12 protein-coding genes and 1 other annotated feature are annotated in these 12,782 nt (G+C 36.8%); of the genes, 9 read left to right on the top strand and 3 right to left on the bottom strand.

What is annotated here, in order from left to right; translation table 11 throughout:
* Positions 1-26 precede the first annotated feature (26 nt).
* Positions 27-266: a binding site (T-box leader), on the top strand.
* A 153-nt stretch (positions 267-419) separates the two neighbouring features.
* The 6 genes from ilvE to ilvA are packed head-to-tail and all read left to right on the top strand — an operon-like array spanning position 420 to position 7,302.
* Positions 420-1,319: a branched-chain-amino-acid transaminase gene (gene ilvE / locus BAQ46_RS20180; protein WP_000528129.1), complete on the top strand. Its 900-nt coding sequence runs from the start codon at positions 420-422 to the stop codon at positions 1,317-1,319.
* A 22-nt stretch (positions 1,320-1,341) separates the two neighbouring features.
* Entirely contained in the window at positions 1,342-3,057 is a 1,716-nt protein-coding gene (gene ilvB, locus BAQ46_RS20175; RefSeq protein WP_061131129.1) for an acetolactate synthase large subunit, read from the top strand.
* The gene (locus BAQ46_RS20170) at positions 3,054-3,266 is read left to right on the top strand and encodes an ACT domain-containing protein (RefSeq protein WP_000019906.1); all 213 of its coding nucleotides are present in this window, start codon (positions 3,054-3,056) and stop codon (positions 3,264-3,266) included. Before ilvB ends, BAQ46_RS20170 begins: the two co-directional genes overlap by 4 nt.
* Before the next feature lie 14 nt (positions 3,267-3,280).
* A complete protein-coding gene (ilvC, locus tag BAQ46_RS20165) occupies positions 3,281-4,288 on the top strand; it encodes a ketol-acid reductoisomerase (protein WP_061131130.1) in 1,008 nt (335 codons plus the stop codon).
* 46 nt (positions 4,289-4,334) lie between these two features.
* Positions 4,335-6,008, top strand: a complete 1,674-nt coding sequence (ilvD, locus tag BAQ46_RS20160) for a dihydroxy-acid dehydratase (protein WP_061131131.1) — start codon at positions 4,335-4,337, stop codon at positions 6,006-6,008.
* A 31-nt stretch (positions 6,009-6,039) separates the two neighbouring features.
* On the top strand, positions 6,040-7,302 hold the full coding sequence (gene ilvA / locus BAQ46_RS20155) for a threonine ammonia-lyase IlvA (protein WP_061131132.1): 1,263 nt from the start codon (positions 6,040-6,042) through the stop codon (positions 7,300-7,302).
* Positions 7,303-7,382: 80 nt separating this feature from the next.
* On the opposite strand, the gene BAQ46_RS20150 is transcribed toward ilvA, so the two are convergent.
* Entirely contained in the window at positions 7,383-7,634 is a 252-nt protein-coding gene (locus BAQ46_RS20150; RefSeq protein WP_116777250.1) for a hypothetical protein, read from the bottom strand.
* Between the two features lie 46 nt (positions 7,635-7,680).
* A complete protein-coding gene (locus BAQ46_RS20145; protein ID WP_061131133.1) occupies positions 7,681-8,784 on the bottom strand; it encodes a CapA family protein in 1,104 nt (367 codons plus the stop codon).
* A gap of 212 nt (positions 8,785-8,996) precedes the next feature.
* Between BAQ46_RS20145 and BAQ46_RS20140 the strand changes: the two genes are divergently transcribed.
* From BAQ46_RS20140 to BAQ46_RS20130, 3 genes are all read left to right on the top strand, one after another.
* Entirely contained in the window at positions 8,997-9,713 is a 717-nt protein-coding gene (locus tag BAQ46_RS20140; protein ID WP_000236043.1) for a DUF554 domain-containing protein, read from the top strand.
* A gap of 18 nt (positions 9,714-9,731) precedes the next feature.
* The gene (locus BAQ46_RS20135) at positions 9,732-10,583 is read left to right on the top strand and encodes a GNAT family N-acetyltransferase (protein WP_061131135.1); all 852 of its coding nucleotides are present in this window, start codon (positions 9,732-9,734) and stop codon (positions 10,581-10,583) included.
* Between the two features lie 168 nt (positions 10,584-10,751).
* Positions 10,752-11,966, top strand: coding sequence for a multidrug efflux MFS transporter (locus BAQ46_RS20130; RefSeq protein ID WP_000179317.1), 1,215 nt, complete (start codon positions 10,752-10,754; stop codon positions 11,964-11,966).
* Positions 11,967-12,016: 50 nt separating this feature from the next.
* Here BAQ46_RS20130 and BAQ46_RS20125 read toward each other — a convergent pair whose 3' ends face one another.
* Positions 12,017-12,778 carry a DODA-type extradiol aromatic ring-opening family dioxygenase gene (locus BAQ46_RS20125; RefSeq protein ID WP_071742596.1) on the bottom strand — a complete coding sequence of 254 codons (762 nt, stop codon included), beginning with the start codon at positions 12,776-12,778 and terminating at the stop codon, positions 12,017-12,019.
* Positions 12,779-12,782: the final 4 nt, after the last annotated feature.

Raw genomic sequence — 12,782 nt, 5'->3', positions numbered from 1 at the left:
GCGAGAGTTTTTATTTTTAAAAATAAGAGAATGCGTAGAAGAGGAGAGTAAATGATAAAAATTGTTTCAGAGAGCTACCCAGATGCTGTGAGGGTGGTAACAATGTCATCATTGAAGATCACCTCGGAGCACTACTTTTGAAAACTAGTAAAAAGTAGCGGGGTTGTTTCCGATAGAAAAACAAAAGTCTAATTGGACTTGCAGAGCTTATATTTCGTGAGAAGTGTAAGGAAGCTGAGTGGTACCACGATTCCCTCGTCTCAGCAATGGATTGCTACAAGTATGTATGTAATCGATTGTTGAGACGAGTATATTTTTAAAAAATATGTACTGAATATTCTGTTAAAAAATACTCATCTCAGCAATCGATATAGAAATAGATTGCAAAAATAGAGAGAAAAAAAGAGGAGCGATGTGAGATGGGAAATCAGTACATTTATATGAATGGGGAATTTGTAGAAAAAGAAAAGGCAGTTGTTTCAGTATATGATCATGGTTTTTTATACGGAGACGGTGTATTTGAAGGGATTCGTAGTTACGGTGGAAATGTATTTTGTTTAAAAGAACATGTAAAACGATTATATGAATCGGCAAAATCTATTTTACTTACAATCCCGCTGACGGTTGACGAAATGGAAGAAGCAGTTTTACAGACACTTCAAAAAAATGAGTATGCAGATGCTTATATTCGGTTAATTGTTTCAAGAGGAAAAGGGGACTTAGGGCTCGATCCGAGAAGTTGTGTGAAACCGAGCGTTATTATCATTGCAGAACAATTAAAGTTATTCCCACAGGAATTTTACGATAATGGATTAAGCGTTGTATCTGTTGCATCAAGACGTAATACGCCAGATGCTTTAGACCCACGTATTAAGTCAATGAACTACTTAAATAACGTACTTGTAAAAATTGAAGCGGCACAAGCAGGAGTGCTAGAGGCTCTTATGTTAAATCAACAAGGATATGTTTGTGAAGGATCTGGAGATAATGTTTTCGTTGTGAAAGATGGAAAAGTATTAACCCCGCCATCCTATTTAGGAGCATTAGAAGGTATTACAAGAAATAGTGTTATTGAGCTATGTGAGCGACTTCATATTCCATGTGAGGAAAGGCCATTTACTCGCCATGACGTATATGTAGCAGATGAAGTATTTTTAACGGGAACGGCAGCAGAATTAATTCCTGTTGTAAAAGTTGATTCAAGAGAAATTGGAGATGGGAAACCAGGAAGTGTAACGAAACAATTGACAGAGGAATTTAAAAAGTTAACGAGGGAAAGAGGAGTACGTGTTCCAGGATTGGCGGAAAGCTTACTGTAGGTAGGGAGAGGAGTTAATTAAAATGGAGCAACAGTATACAACATATGAGAAATTACAGTGTGAAGATGTGACAGGAGCTGGACACGTTATTCAATGCTTGAAGAATTTAGGCGTAACGACTGTTTTCGGTTATCCGGGCGGAGCGATTTTGCCAGTGTACGATGCGTTATACGGAAGTGGTTTAAAGCACATTTTAACTCGTCATGAACAAGCTGCTATTCATGCGGCAGAAGGATATGCGAGAGCTTCTGGAAAGGTCGGGGTAGTCTTTGCTACCTCTGGCCCAGGGGCGACAAATTTAGTTACGGGCTTAGCAGATGCTTATATGGATTCGATTCCTTTAGTTGTCATTACAGGGCAAGTTGCAAAGTCATTAATTGGTAAAGACGGATTTCAAGAAGCAGATGTTGTTGGAATTACAGTACCTGTTACAAAGCATAATTACCAAGTTCGTGATGTGAATCATTTATCGCGCATTGTACAAGAAGCTTTTTACATCGCCGAAAGCGGGCGGCCGGGGCCGGTATTAATTGATATTCCAAAAGATGTTCAAAATGCAAAAGTCACCAGTTTCTTTAATGAAGAAGTTGATATTCCGGGGTACAAATCAGAACTCGTACCAGACAGCATGAAACTTAGAGAGGTAGCGAAAGAAATTTCAAAAGCGAAACGTCCACTTCTTTATATTGGAGGAGGTGTCATTCATTCAGATGGATCTGATGAACTGATCAAATTTGCAAGAGAAAATCTTATTCCAGTCGTGTCAACTTTAATGGGACTAGGTGCATATCCGCCGGGAGATCCATTATTTTTAGGAATGCTCGGTATGCATGGAACGTACGCTGCAAACATGGCAGTAACAGAATGTGACTTATTACTTGCTTTAGGTGTTCGCTTCGATGATCGTGTAACAGGAAAATTAGAACTCTTTTCTCCGCATTCGAAAAAGGTACATATTGATATAGATCCTTCGGAGTTTCAAAAAAATGTAGCGGTAAAGTATCCAGTTGTTGGAGATGTAAAAAAAGCGTTACACATGTTGTTACATATGCCAATTTGTACACAGACAGATGAATGGCTTACGAAAACCGAGGAGTGGAAAGCGGAATACCCTCTTTCCTATATTCAAAAAGAAAGTGAGTTAAAACCACAGCATGTTATTAGCTTAGTAAGTGAATTAACGAATGGTGAAGCGATTGTTACGACAGAAGTAGGACAGCATCAAATGTGGGCTGCGCATTTTTATAAAGCGAAAAACCCGCGGACTTTTCTAACATCAGGTGGATTAGGAACGATGGGATTTGGCTTCCCGGCGGCAGTTGGTGCTCAGCTTGCAAAAGAAGAAGAACTCGTTATTTGTATTGCAGGTGATGCTTCTTTTCAAATGAATATTCAAGAACTACAAACAATTGCTGAAAATAACATCCCTGTAAAAGTATTTATTATAAACAATAAATTTTTAGGGATGGTAAGGCAATGGCAAGAAATGTTTTATGAAAACCGATTGTCAGAGTCGAAAATTGGATCTCCAGATTTTGTGAAAGTGGCAGAAGCTTATGGAGTGAAAGGATTAAGAGCGATAAATTCAACCGAGGCGAAACAAGTGATGTTAGAAGCATTTGCTCATGAAGGACCTGTCGTAGTTGATTTTTGTGTAGAAGAAGGTGAAAACGTATTTCCGATGGTTCCACCAAATAAAGGGAATAACGAAATGATTATGAAGAGGTGGGAAGAATGAGTCATACTTTTTCATTAGTTATCGATAACGATCCAAATGTCTTATTACGCATAAGTGGAATTTTTGCTCGGCGTGGTTATTATATTTCTTCATTAAATTTAAATGAAAGTGAAATGGAGTTAACGGCAGTTTGTACAGAACAAGAAGCAACATTACTCGTCGGTCAGTTGAAAAAGTTAATCAATGTACTGCAAGTAAACAAATTATAAGGAGTGTATGGAGTATGAAAACATATTATGAGCAAGATGCAAATGTAGAGTTATTAAAAGGGAAAACAGTTGCGGTAATTGGCTATGGGTCTCAAGGTCATGCACAGGCGCAAAATTTACGCGATTCTGGTGTGGAAGTTGTAGTTGGTGTTCGACCTGGTAAGTCTTTTGAAGTAGCAAAAGCAGATGGATTTGAAGTAATGTCTGTTTCAGAAGCAGTTCGAACCGCGCAAGTTGTACAAATGTTACTGCCAGATGAACAGCAAGCTCATGTGTATAAAGCAGAGGTAGAAGAGAATCTTCGTGAAGGACAAATGTTACTTTTTTCACATGGATTTAACATTCACTTCGGCCAAATTAATCCGCCAAGTTACGTAGATGTAGCGATGGTTGCGCCAAAAAGTCCAGGTCATCTCGTTCGCCGTGTATTTCAAGAAGGAAATGGTGTTCCAGCATTAGTCGCAATACATCAAGATGCAACAGGCACAGCGTTACATGTAGCACTTGCTTATGCAAAAGGTGTAGGTTGTACACGTGCAGGTGTAATTGAAACGACATTCCAAGAAGAAACAGAGACGGATTTGTTTGGTGAGCAAGCGGTACTTTGCGGAGGTGTAACTGCACTTGTGAAAGCTGGTTTTGAAACGTTAACAGAAGGCGGATATCGTCCTGAAATTGCATACTTCGAATGTTTACATGAATTAAAGTTAATTGTTGATTTAATGTACGAAGGTGGTTTAACGAACATGCGACATTCTATTTCCGATACGGCAGAGTTCGGAGATTATGTAACAGGATCGAGAATTGTTACAGATGAAACGAAGAAAGAAATGAAACGAGTACTTACAGAAATTCAGCAAGGTGAATTCGCGAAGAAATGGATTTTAGAAAACCAAGCTGGGCGTCCAACGTATAATGCGATGAAAAAAGCAGAGCAAAATCATCAGTTAGAAAAAGTAGGAGCAGAGCTTCGTGAAATGATGAGCTGGATTCATGCACCGAAAGAATTAGTAAAGAAATAGAGTAATAGATTGTAAGTGAAAAATACGTAAGAGGGGATTTGACAAGATGAGAAGTGACATGATTAAAAAAGGTTTTGATAAAGCGCCGCATCGTAGTTTATTAAAAGCAACTGGTTTGAAAGATGAAGATTTTGATAAACCGTTTATAGCTATTTGTAATTCTTTTATTGAAATTATTCCAGGTCATAAGCACTTAAATGAGTTTGGGAAACTTGTTAAAGAAGCAGTACGTGCAGCAGGCATGGTTCCATTTGAATTTAATACAATTGGAGTAGATGACGGTATTGCGATGGGGCATATCGGTATGCGCTATTCGCTTCCGAGTCGAGAAATCATTGCAGATTCAGTAGAAACGGTTGTAAATGCACACTGGTTTGATGGCATGATTTGTATTCCAAACTGTGACAAAATCACACCTGGTATGATGATGGCTGCACTACGTATTAATATTCCGACTGTGTTTGTTTCGGGCGGCCCGATGGCAGCAGGAAAAACATCTAAAGGAGAAGTTGTCGATTTAAGTTCTGTTTTCGAAGGAGTAGGAGCGTATCAATCTGGGAAAATTTCAGAAGAAGAATTAAAGGATATTGAAGATCATGGTTGTCCATCTTGTGGTTCTTGTTCCGGTATGTTTACAGCGAACTCTATGAACTGTTTATGTGAAGTATTAGGCTTAGCTCTTCCTGGTAACGGAAGTATTTTGGCTATTGATCCGAGGCGTGAGAAGTTAATTAAAGAAGCAGCAGAGAAATTAAAGGTTTTAATTGAAAGAGATATTAAACCGAGAGACATCGTAACAGAAGAAGCAATTGATGATGCGTTCGCGCTTGATATGGCGATGGGCGGTTCAACAAATACAGTGTTACATACATTAGCACTCGCACATGAGGCAGGACTAGATTATGATATGAGCCGTATTGATGCTGTTTCAAGGCGTGTACCACATTTATGTAAAGTAAGCCCTGCTTCTAATTGGCATATGGAAGATATTGATCGCGCGGGCGGGATTAGTGCAATTTTGAAAGAGATGAGCCGAAAAGAAGGGGTACTTCATTTAGATCGTATTACTGCTACGGGGCAGACGTTAAGAGAGAACATTGCTCATGCAGAGATTAAAGATAAGGAAGTGATTCATTCTCTTGAAAACCCTCATAGTGAAGAAGGTGGATTACGTATATTAAAAGGAAACCTTGCGAAGGATGGGGCAGTTATTAAAAGTGGGGCAACTGAAGTAAAACGATTTGAAGGACCATGTGTTATTTTTAATTCACAAGATGAGGCGCTTGCCGGCATTATGCTTGGGAAGGTTAAAAAAGGAGATGTAGTTGTTATTCGTTATGAAGGACCAAGAGGCGGTCCTGGTATGCCGGAAATGTTAGCACCAACGTCAGCGATTGCTGGCATGGGATTAGGTGCAGATGTTGCGTTGTTAACCGATGGTCGTTTCTCTGGTGCTTCACGTGGTATTTCAGTAGGGCATATTTCGCCAGAAGCAGCTGCGGGCGGAACGATTGCACTTCTTGAACAAGGGGATATCGTTTGTATCGATGTTGAGGAAAGGTTGTTAGAAGTAAGAATTAGTGATGAAGAATTAGATAAGCGTAAAAAAGAATGGAAACGACCAGAACCGAAAGTGAAAACGGGATGGCTTGGGCGCTACGCACAAATGGTAACGTCGGCGAATACAGGTGCAGTCTTAAAAGTCCCAAATTTTGATTGAGCCAATATAAAAGAGATAAGGATGATATGAAATGGTGCAAAAGGTAAAGGAGAGAGTGAAAATTGAAGATATCTTAATGGCTCATAATTGCATGAAGGATATCGTTATTAAAACACCGTTACAACGTGATACAGTTTTATCTGAGAAATATGATTGTGACGTTTATGTAAAACGAGAAGACTTACAATTAATTCGCTCTTTCAAAATTCGTGGTGCGTACAATTTAATTCAAAGCTTACCGAAAGAAAAATTACAAAACGGTGTTGTTTGCGCAAGCGCTGGTAATCACGCACAAGGGGTTGCTTATACGTGTAATTTATTGAAGATTCCGTCAAAAATTTTCATGCCGACGACTACACCGAAACAAAAGGTATCACAAGTTCAATTTTTCGGTGGTGATTTCGCAGAGATTGTATTGGTTGGTGATACATTCGATAGCTCTTTCCAAGAAGCGCAGCGTTATTGTGAAGAGAATAGAATGACATTTGTTCATCCGTTTGATGATCCGTACGTAGTTGCTGGTCAAGGGACAGTGGCAGTTGAAATTATGCATGATATGGAGAAACCGGTTGATTATATCTTTACAGCAATTGGTGGTGGTGGATTAGCATCAGGTGTTGGTACATATGTGAAAGGTGTTAGTCCTGCTACACAGGTCATTGGGGTAGAGCCAATGGGAGCTGCATCTATGAAAGAGGCTTTTCTTCAAAATGATAATGTCGCATTGGAGAAAATAGATAGTTTTGTTGATGGGGCAGCGGTTAAAAAGGTAGGAAAGTTAACATTTGAAACTTGTAAAGATGTAATTGATGACATTGTTTTAGTACCAGAGGGAAAGGTTTGTACGACGATTTTAGAACTGTATAAGAAAAATGCGATTGTAGCTGAACCAGCTGGTGCACTCTCTATTGCAGCGCTTGATTTATATAGAGATGAAATAAAAGGTAAAACAGTTGTTTGTACGCTAAGTGGTGGAAATAATGATATTGATAGAATGCAAGAAATGAAAGAACGATCTCTCATTTATGAAGGATTAAAGCATTATTTCATCATTGAATTCCCACAGCGTTCAGGTGCGTTAAGAGAATTTCTTGATAAAGGATTAGGGCCAGAAGATGATATTACTCGCTTTGAGTATATTAAGAAACATAATAAGGAAAATGGTCCAGCATTAGTCGGAGTAGAATTAAAACATAAAGAAGATTACGAGCAGTTAATTACCCGTTTTAAAGAAAATAACATTCAATTTATGGAGCTTAATAAAAATCCTGTTTTGTTTGATTTGCTTATTTAATAGAAGGAAAGAGTTAGCACCCAAATAAAAAAGATAGATACAAGCGGGGAAATATAATGCTTGTTCTATCTTTTTTATAGTTAAACTAGATATTCATTAAATTCAAGAAGAATAAAGCTAGCTAACCAAAAGAATATGGCAATACGAATGATTACATACATAGTAAATTCAAAGGGAGAAAAGTTTCTCTCTCGCTTTATTTTTTTTAATAATCTCACAGAATAAAAGGAACATAAAAGCAGAATTGCTATAGAAATTTTATAGATATTTTCTAAGAGAACTATATTTTCTAAGAGAACTATATTTTCTAATAAGCCCTTTAGCATATTCATCACCTATTCTCTAATGTATGTTACAGAGAAATGGATCTTGTACTGTTTAGTTGCGTTTATTTATTATTTTCCCTGTATCATCAATTTCTACATCGGTTGAAACTTCTTGTAAATATTGTAGAGCTTTTCTCTTTTCCTCCTCATTCACAGGGGAAACTTGGTTGTTACGGATGATATAAGGATTGAATGACATTTGGACATCCTTTCCTTTAAAAGTTAAAGTTAATACACCAGTTTCAGCACTTTTTCCATTCACATAACTTGGGAATAAAAAGTTTCCTAATGAGTAAGCGACAGGAACGTTATTATAATATTCAAACCCTTGTAACCAATGTGGATGACTTCCGACAATCGCGTCGGCTCCTGCTGTAACCATTTTATTTACATATTGTTTTTGATAATCTACCGGACGATTTGATTTTTCGACACCCCAATGCATATAGACAATTAAATAGTCTGCATCTTTCTTTTGCTCTTTAATTGTTTTTGTTACAAGATTTAAATCATACCCGTTCGCAACGCCAGGTTTATTGTCATCAGCTACCCAAGTAAAATCAGGCATAAATCGGACGAATGAAAGGAATTTGAATTTTTTTCCTTTTACAGTCATTTCTCGTGCAGTATATGTGTCTTTTGCATTTTTTCCGGCTCCAATGTAAGGGAACTTTAATTTTTCTACGTAAGAGATTGTATCTAGTAATCCCTCTTGTCCGTAATCAAGTGTATGGTTATTCCCGATATTTACGATGTCATAACCGGTGTTTTTTATAGCTTGAAGCGTGGATGGATCACTTTTAATCCAAAACAGTTGTCCAGGAGCTTTTTTTTCTCTCGTTGTAAATGCAGACTCTAAATTAACGAAAGAAATATCAGCTTTTGTTATTTCTTCTTTTACATGCTGGAATGGATAATCAGCCCCGTTTTTTTCGATTACCGGACGTAATTGCCAATCGAACATTGTATCACCAGAAAAGGTGAGGGTAATTTCTGGGTCTTCTATTTTCTTTTCTCTCGTTGAAGCAGTTTTGCTAGATTTGTTTTGGAAATCGGGTTTGTCTTTCGCTTTTGAAGTAAAAGAGTGGTTAATTAATACAACAATTGGCGTAATGCAAAAGGCTATTAACAAAAATCGTTTTAGTAAAGTTTTCATAAATACCTTCCCTTTTGAGTTTATCCCGCAATTAAATTAGCAATGAGTCTATAAAAAGTAATTGGTTTATGTACAGATATAAAAAATGCGGTTTATGTATTGAAAAAACATTTGTTAATATTCTCAATATTAAGTTAACATATAGATAACCTGTAAATCAATGAATAAACCAAAATATAGAAATAAAGAATTCGAAGGGTGAAGAATGAGAAATGGTTATATTAGGAGCAGTTGTAAATGGGATTTGCATTATATTTGGTACTTTACTAGGTAAATTATTTAGTAGAATACCAGAAAGTATGAAGGGAACAATTATGCATGCAATCGGTTTAGCGGTTACTGTACTTGGACTTCAAATGGCATTGAAAAGTGAAAATTTTCTTGTTGTCATACTAAGTTTAGTAATTGGTACCGTCATCGGGGAATGGTTACAATTAGAGGGAAAGTTAAAACAGTTAGGAGATTGGCTAGAAAATAAAGTTGGATCGAAAGGGAAAGGGAGCATATCAGAAGGTTTTGTAACAGCTACTTTAATATTTGCAATTGGCGCGATGGGGATACTTGGTGCACTCGACAGTGGAATTCGCGGAAATCATGATATTTTATTTACAAAGGCAATTATCGATGGATTCATTTCTATTATATTAACGACAACTTTAGGAATTGGCGTAGTATTTTCAGCGATTCCCGTTATTTTATATGAGGGTGGTATTGCAATTTTTGCAACACAAATTAATAGTTTGGTCCCGAAGGAATTAATGAATCAATTTATAGTAGAAATGACAGCTACAGGTGGTATTATGATAGCCGCTATTGGATTGAACTTGCTTAGTATTATTAAAATCAAGGTGGCAAATTTACTTCCAGGTATATTGGTAGTGGGTGTAATTGTTTCAATTATTTATGGTTACGGTTTGTTAGTAAATTAGTAGAGGATGGAAATACATATGGAGGAGTTTCAATTTACAAAACGTGTGCATAACATATTGGAGATTGCAGCAGAAGAGGCAGAATGTAATATCATTCAACCAGTTCATTTATTTATTGGCATGTGTAAAGAAGGTACTGGCGTTTGTGGCGAGTTGTATATGTATTTGTTCCGTAATATGGGTACGGATTTTTCAGAAAAATTTTCATTACGAAAACAATATGATTTAACGGATCAAGATTATAAAAAAATAGGACAATATAAATTATCCCATAAGACGCTAGAAATTTTACAAATAGCGAAAAAACGTATGGAACGTTTTCAGCAAGTAATAATTAATGAAGGACATGTTATATATGCATTATTTCGTGTAAATCCAGTTATTGAAAATGCACAGATGCAAAGAGATATATTACGTATTATAGCTGAGCCAAGAGATTTAGCAGTCGATTTAAAAAGTTTTGTTCCTATTTATAATGATTTAACTTGTACTGTTAGAAAGGCTAACGCTTCTGATTTTGAACAATTAGCAATTTTTGTTGAAGCAGAATTTGGTGAACGGTGGTTACATTCGATAGAGTATGGATTTCGTACATATAAAGAAAACTTACCTATTTATATAGCAGAGCAAGAAGAAGTGATAGTAGGTTTCGCTTGTTATGACGTAGTGAGAGGAAAGAAAGGATTGTTTGGTCCAATGGGCACGGCGAAACAAAATCGTGTGAAAGGTGTAGGGAAGCAATTGTTACATTGTAGTCTATATAGTATGAAGCAAGAGGGTTATGAATATGCAATTATTGGGCAAGCGGGCCCAATTGAGTTTTATGAGAGATGTTGTAATGCACGTTTAATACCGATCATGGATTATTAACCAACTTCATTTAGGTGGAGTTGGTTTTATTATGAAAAAAATGTGGGAATGTAGTGATTTTTATTAGAAAATAGCGGGTTTTGTAGTAAATCTTACAAATAAAGCAAATTACTAAACTTTTTATAAGAAAGGGTGTAGAATGGGTATCTAAAGAAAGAAGGTGTGAAAATGGCCAGCTGGAAACGAAATTTAATGATTTGTTGGCTAGGTTGTTTTACCACTGCAGCCGGTATGAGTTTAGTAATTCCTTTTTTATCTTTTTATATTGAGGAATTAGGGGTGACTGGCACTTCTAGTATTGCACAGTGGTCGGGACTTGCATTTGGTGTAACATTTTTAATGGGTGCGATCGTATCACCAATATGGGGAAAGCTTGGTGATATACATGGACGGAAATTGATGCTAATTCGTGCTAGCCTTGGTATGGCGATTATTATGACGCTTATGGGGTTTGTAACGGATGTATATCAACTAGTCGCACTAAGATTTTTGATGGGAGCAGTATCTGGTTTCCTTTCAACAGCAATGACATTTATTGCAGCAGAAACTCCGCAAGAGCATTCAGGTTGGGCGATCTCCACAATTTCAACTGGTGGCGTGAGCGGTTCTTTACTTGGACCGTTACTTGGAGGTTATTTATCTGAGTTAATTGGAATGCGTCATGTTTTTCTTGTTACAGGAGCTTTTTTATTCCTTTCCTTTCTCATCGTTTTTTTCTTTCTACATGAAGAAAATCACTCTGCTCAAGCAAAAAAAGTACAAACGAAAAAAGTATGGACGATGGTTCCAGCTAAACATTTGATTATTAGTTTGTTTGTAACAACATTTATTATTCAACTTGCTAATATGTCTGTTCAGCCAATTGTTACATTGTACGTGAAAAATTTAGTTGGTCCTCAAACAGCGCATATTGAAACAATTGCAGGCGCCGTTATGTCAGCGACAGGATTAGCTGTTATTTTGGCAGCACCAAGATTAGGACGATTATCAGATCATATCGGTCCTCAAAAAACGTTAGTTGTAGCGTTGTTTGCTGCAGGAATTATTTTTATCCCGCAAGCATTTGTAACCTCAGCTTGGCAACTATTAATTCTTAGATTTTTATTAGGTATTGCACAAGCAGGATTATTACCTTCCGTACAAACTCTACTAAAACAACATACACCAACTCATGTAACGGGACGAATATTTGGATATAATCAATCGTTTCAGTTTTTAGGAAATATGATTGGACCAGTACTTGGTGGACAAATTGCAGCACATGCAGGGTTTCAATATGTTTTCTTCTCTACATCATCACTATTGTTTATTGCGTGTATTTGGGTTTATTTTCATAATAAGAACGAAGAGGTATCAGAGAAACGACATTTGGAAGTTAGTTAACTAAGTGAATGAAAAAAGGATGAAGCAATGATTGCTTCATCCTTTTTTCTTTAAAATTGGAGACAAAGATAACTTAATGTACCAAGCTCGTAACTACGGTGAATGACTTCACCGCTATTTTCACCACTTCCCATAGCGATAAATAAAGGAACAAAATGCTCTGCTCTTGGTACTGCTAATTGTGCATGAGGCGCATTGTTTTCCCAATTAAACAACGCATCTTTATCGTTAGTCTGCATATGTTTTATAATCCAATCATCAAATTCAATTGCCCATCGTTCGGGTGTAGTTTGATTCCATTTCAGTGCTCGTAAGTTATGAACGGTAACACCGCTACCGATTACTAAAATATCTTCTTGTCCAAGTCCTTTTAATGCTTCTCCAATCTTAAATTGTTCTTTTGCAGAAAGGAATGGATTTACTGATATTTGGACGACAGGAATATTTGCTTCTGGATACATACGGTGCAATAGTGTCCATGAGCCGTGATCTAAACCTCTCGTCATATTATGATGGACTGGAATACCTTTGTTTTTAAACTTTGTTTCTAACATAGATGCAATGCTAGAAGAACCTTTTGCACGATACTTAATTTCATATAACTCTGGAGGAAAACCTCCAAAATCATAAATTGTTTCATATTCGTTATCTGATGAGGAAATCGTTAATACTTCACTTTCCCAGTGAGCAGTGAAAATAACAATTGCTTTCGGTTTATATGTTTCTCCAAGTGTTTTTAAAAAACTTGTATAATCTGTATCTTGAATAGCGAGCATTGGTGAACCATGTGCTAAAAATAGTGATGGCATCATAGTA

It is taken from the genome of Bacillus paranthracis, assembly GCF_001883995.1.
GTDB classification, from domain to species: Bacteria; Bacillota; Bacilli; order Bacillales; family Bacillaceae_G; genus Bacillus_A; species Bacillus_A paranthracis.
The sequence above is the reverse complement of the archived record's forward strand: the minus strand, read 5'-3'. Positions and strand labels throughout refer to the sequence as shown.

What these genes read in the sequence shown, in the direction of transcription:
- ilvE (WP_000528129.1), top strand. Translation starts at nt 420, where the DNA reads ATGGGAAATCAGTACATTTATATGAATGGGGAATTTGTAGAAAAAGAA.
- ilvB (WP_061131129.1), top strand. Translation starts at nt 1,342, where the DNA reads ATGGAGCAACAGTATACAACATATGAGAAATTACAGTGTGAAGATGTG.
- BAQ46_RS20170 (WP_000019906.1), top strand. Translation starts at nt 3,054, where the DNA reads ATGAGTCATACTTTTTCATTAGTTATCGATAACGATCCAAATGTCTTA.
- ilvC (WP_061131130.1), top strand. Translation starts at nt 3,281, where the DNA reads ATGAAAACATATTATGAGCAAGATGCAAATGTAGAGTTATTAAAAGGG.
- ilvD (WP_061131131.1), top strand. Translation starts at nt 4,335, where the DNA reads ATGAGAAGTGACATGATTAAAAAAGGTTTTGATAAAGCGCCGCATCGT.
- ilvA (WP_061131132.1), top strand. Translation starts at nt 6,040, where the DNA reads ATGGTGCAAAAGGTAAAGGAGAGAGTGAAAATTGAAGATATCTTAATG.
- BAQ46_RS20150 (WP_116777250.1), bottom strand. Translation starts at nt 7,634, where the DNA reads ATGAATATGCTAAAGGGCTTATTAGAAAATATAGTTCTCTTAGAAAAT.
- BAQ46_RS20145 (WP_061131133.1), bottom strand. Translation starts at nt 8,784, where the DNA reads ATGAAAACTTTACTAAAACGATTTTTGTTAATAGCCTTTTGCATTACG.
- BAQ46_RS20140 (WP_000236043.1), top strand. Translation starts at nt 8,997, where the DNA reads ATGGTTATATTAGGAGCAGTTGTAAATGGGATTTGCATTATATTTGGT.
- BAQ46_RS20135 (WP_061131135.1), top strand. Translation starts at nt 9,732, where the DNA reads ATGGAGGAGTTTCAATTTACAAAACGTGTGCATAACATATTGGAGATT.
- BAQ46_RS20130 (WP_000179317.1), top strand. Translation starts at nt 10,752, where the DNA reads ATGGCCAGCTGGAAACGAAATTTAATGATTTGTTGGCTAGGTTGTTTT.
- BAQ46_RS20125 (WP_071742596.1), bottom strand. Translation starts at nt 12,778, where the DNA reads ATGATGCCATCACTATTTTTAGCACATGGTTCACCAATGCTCGCTATT.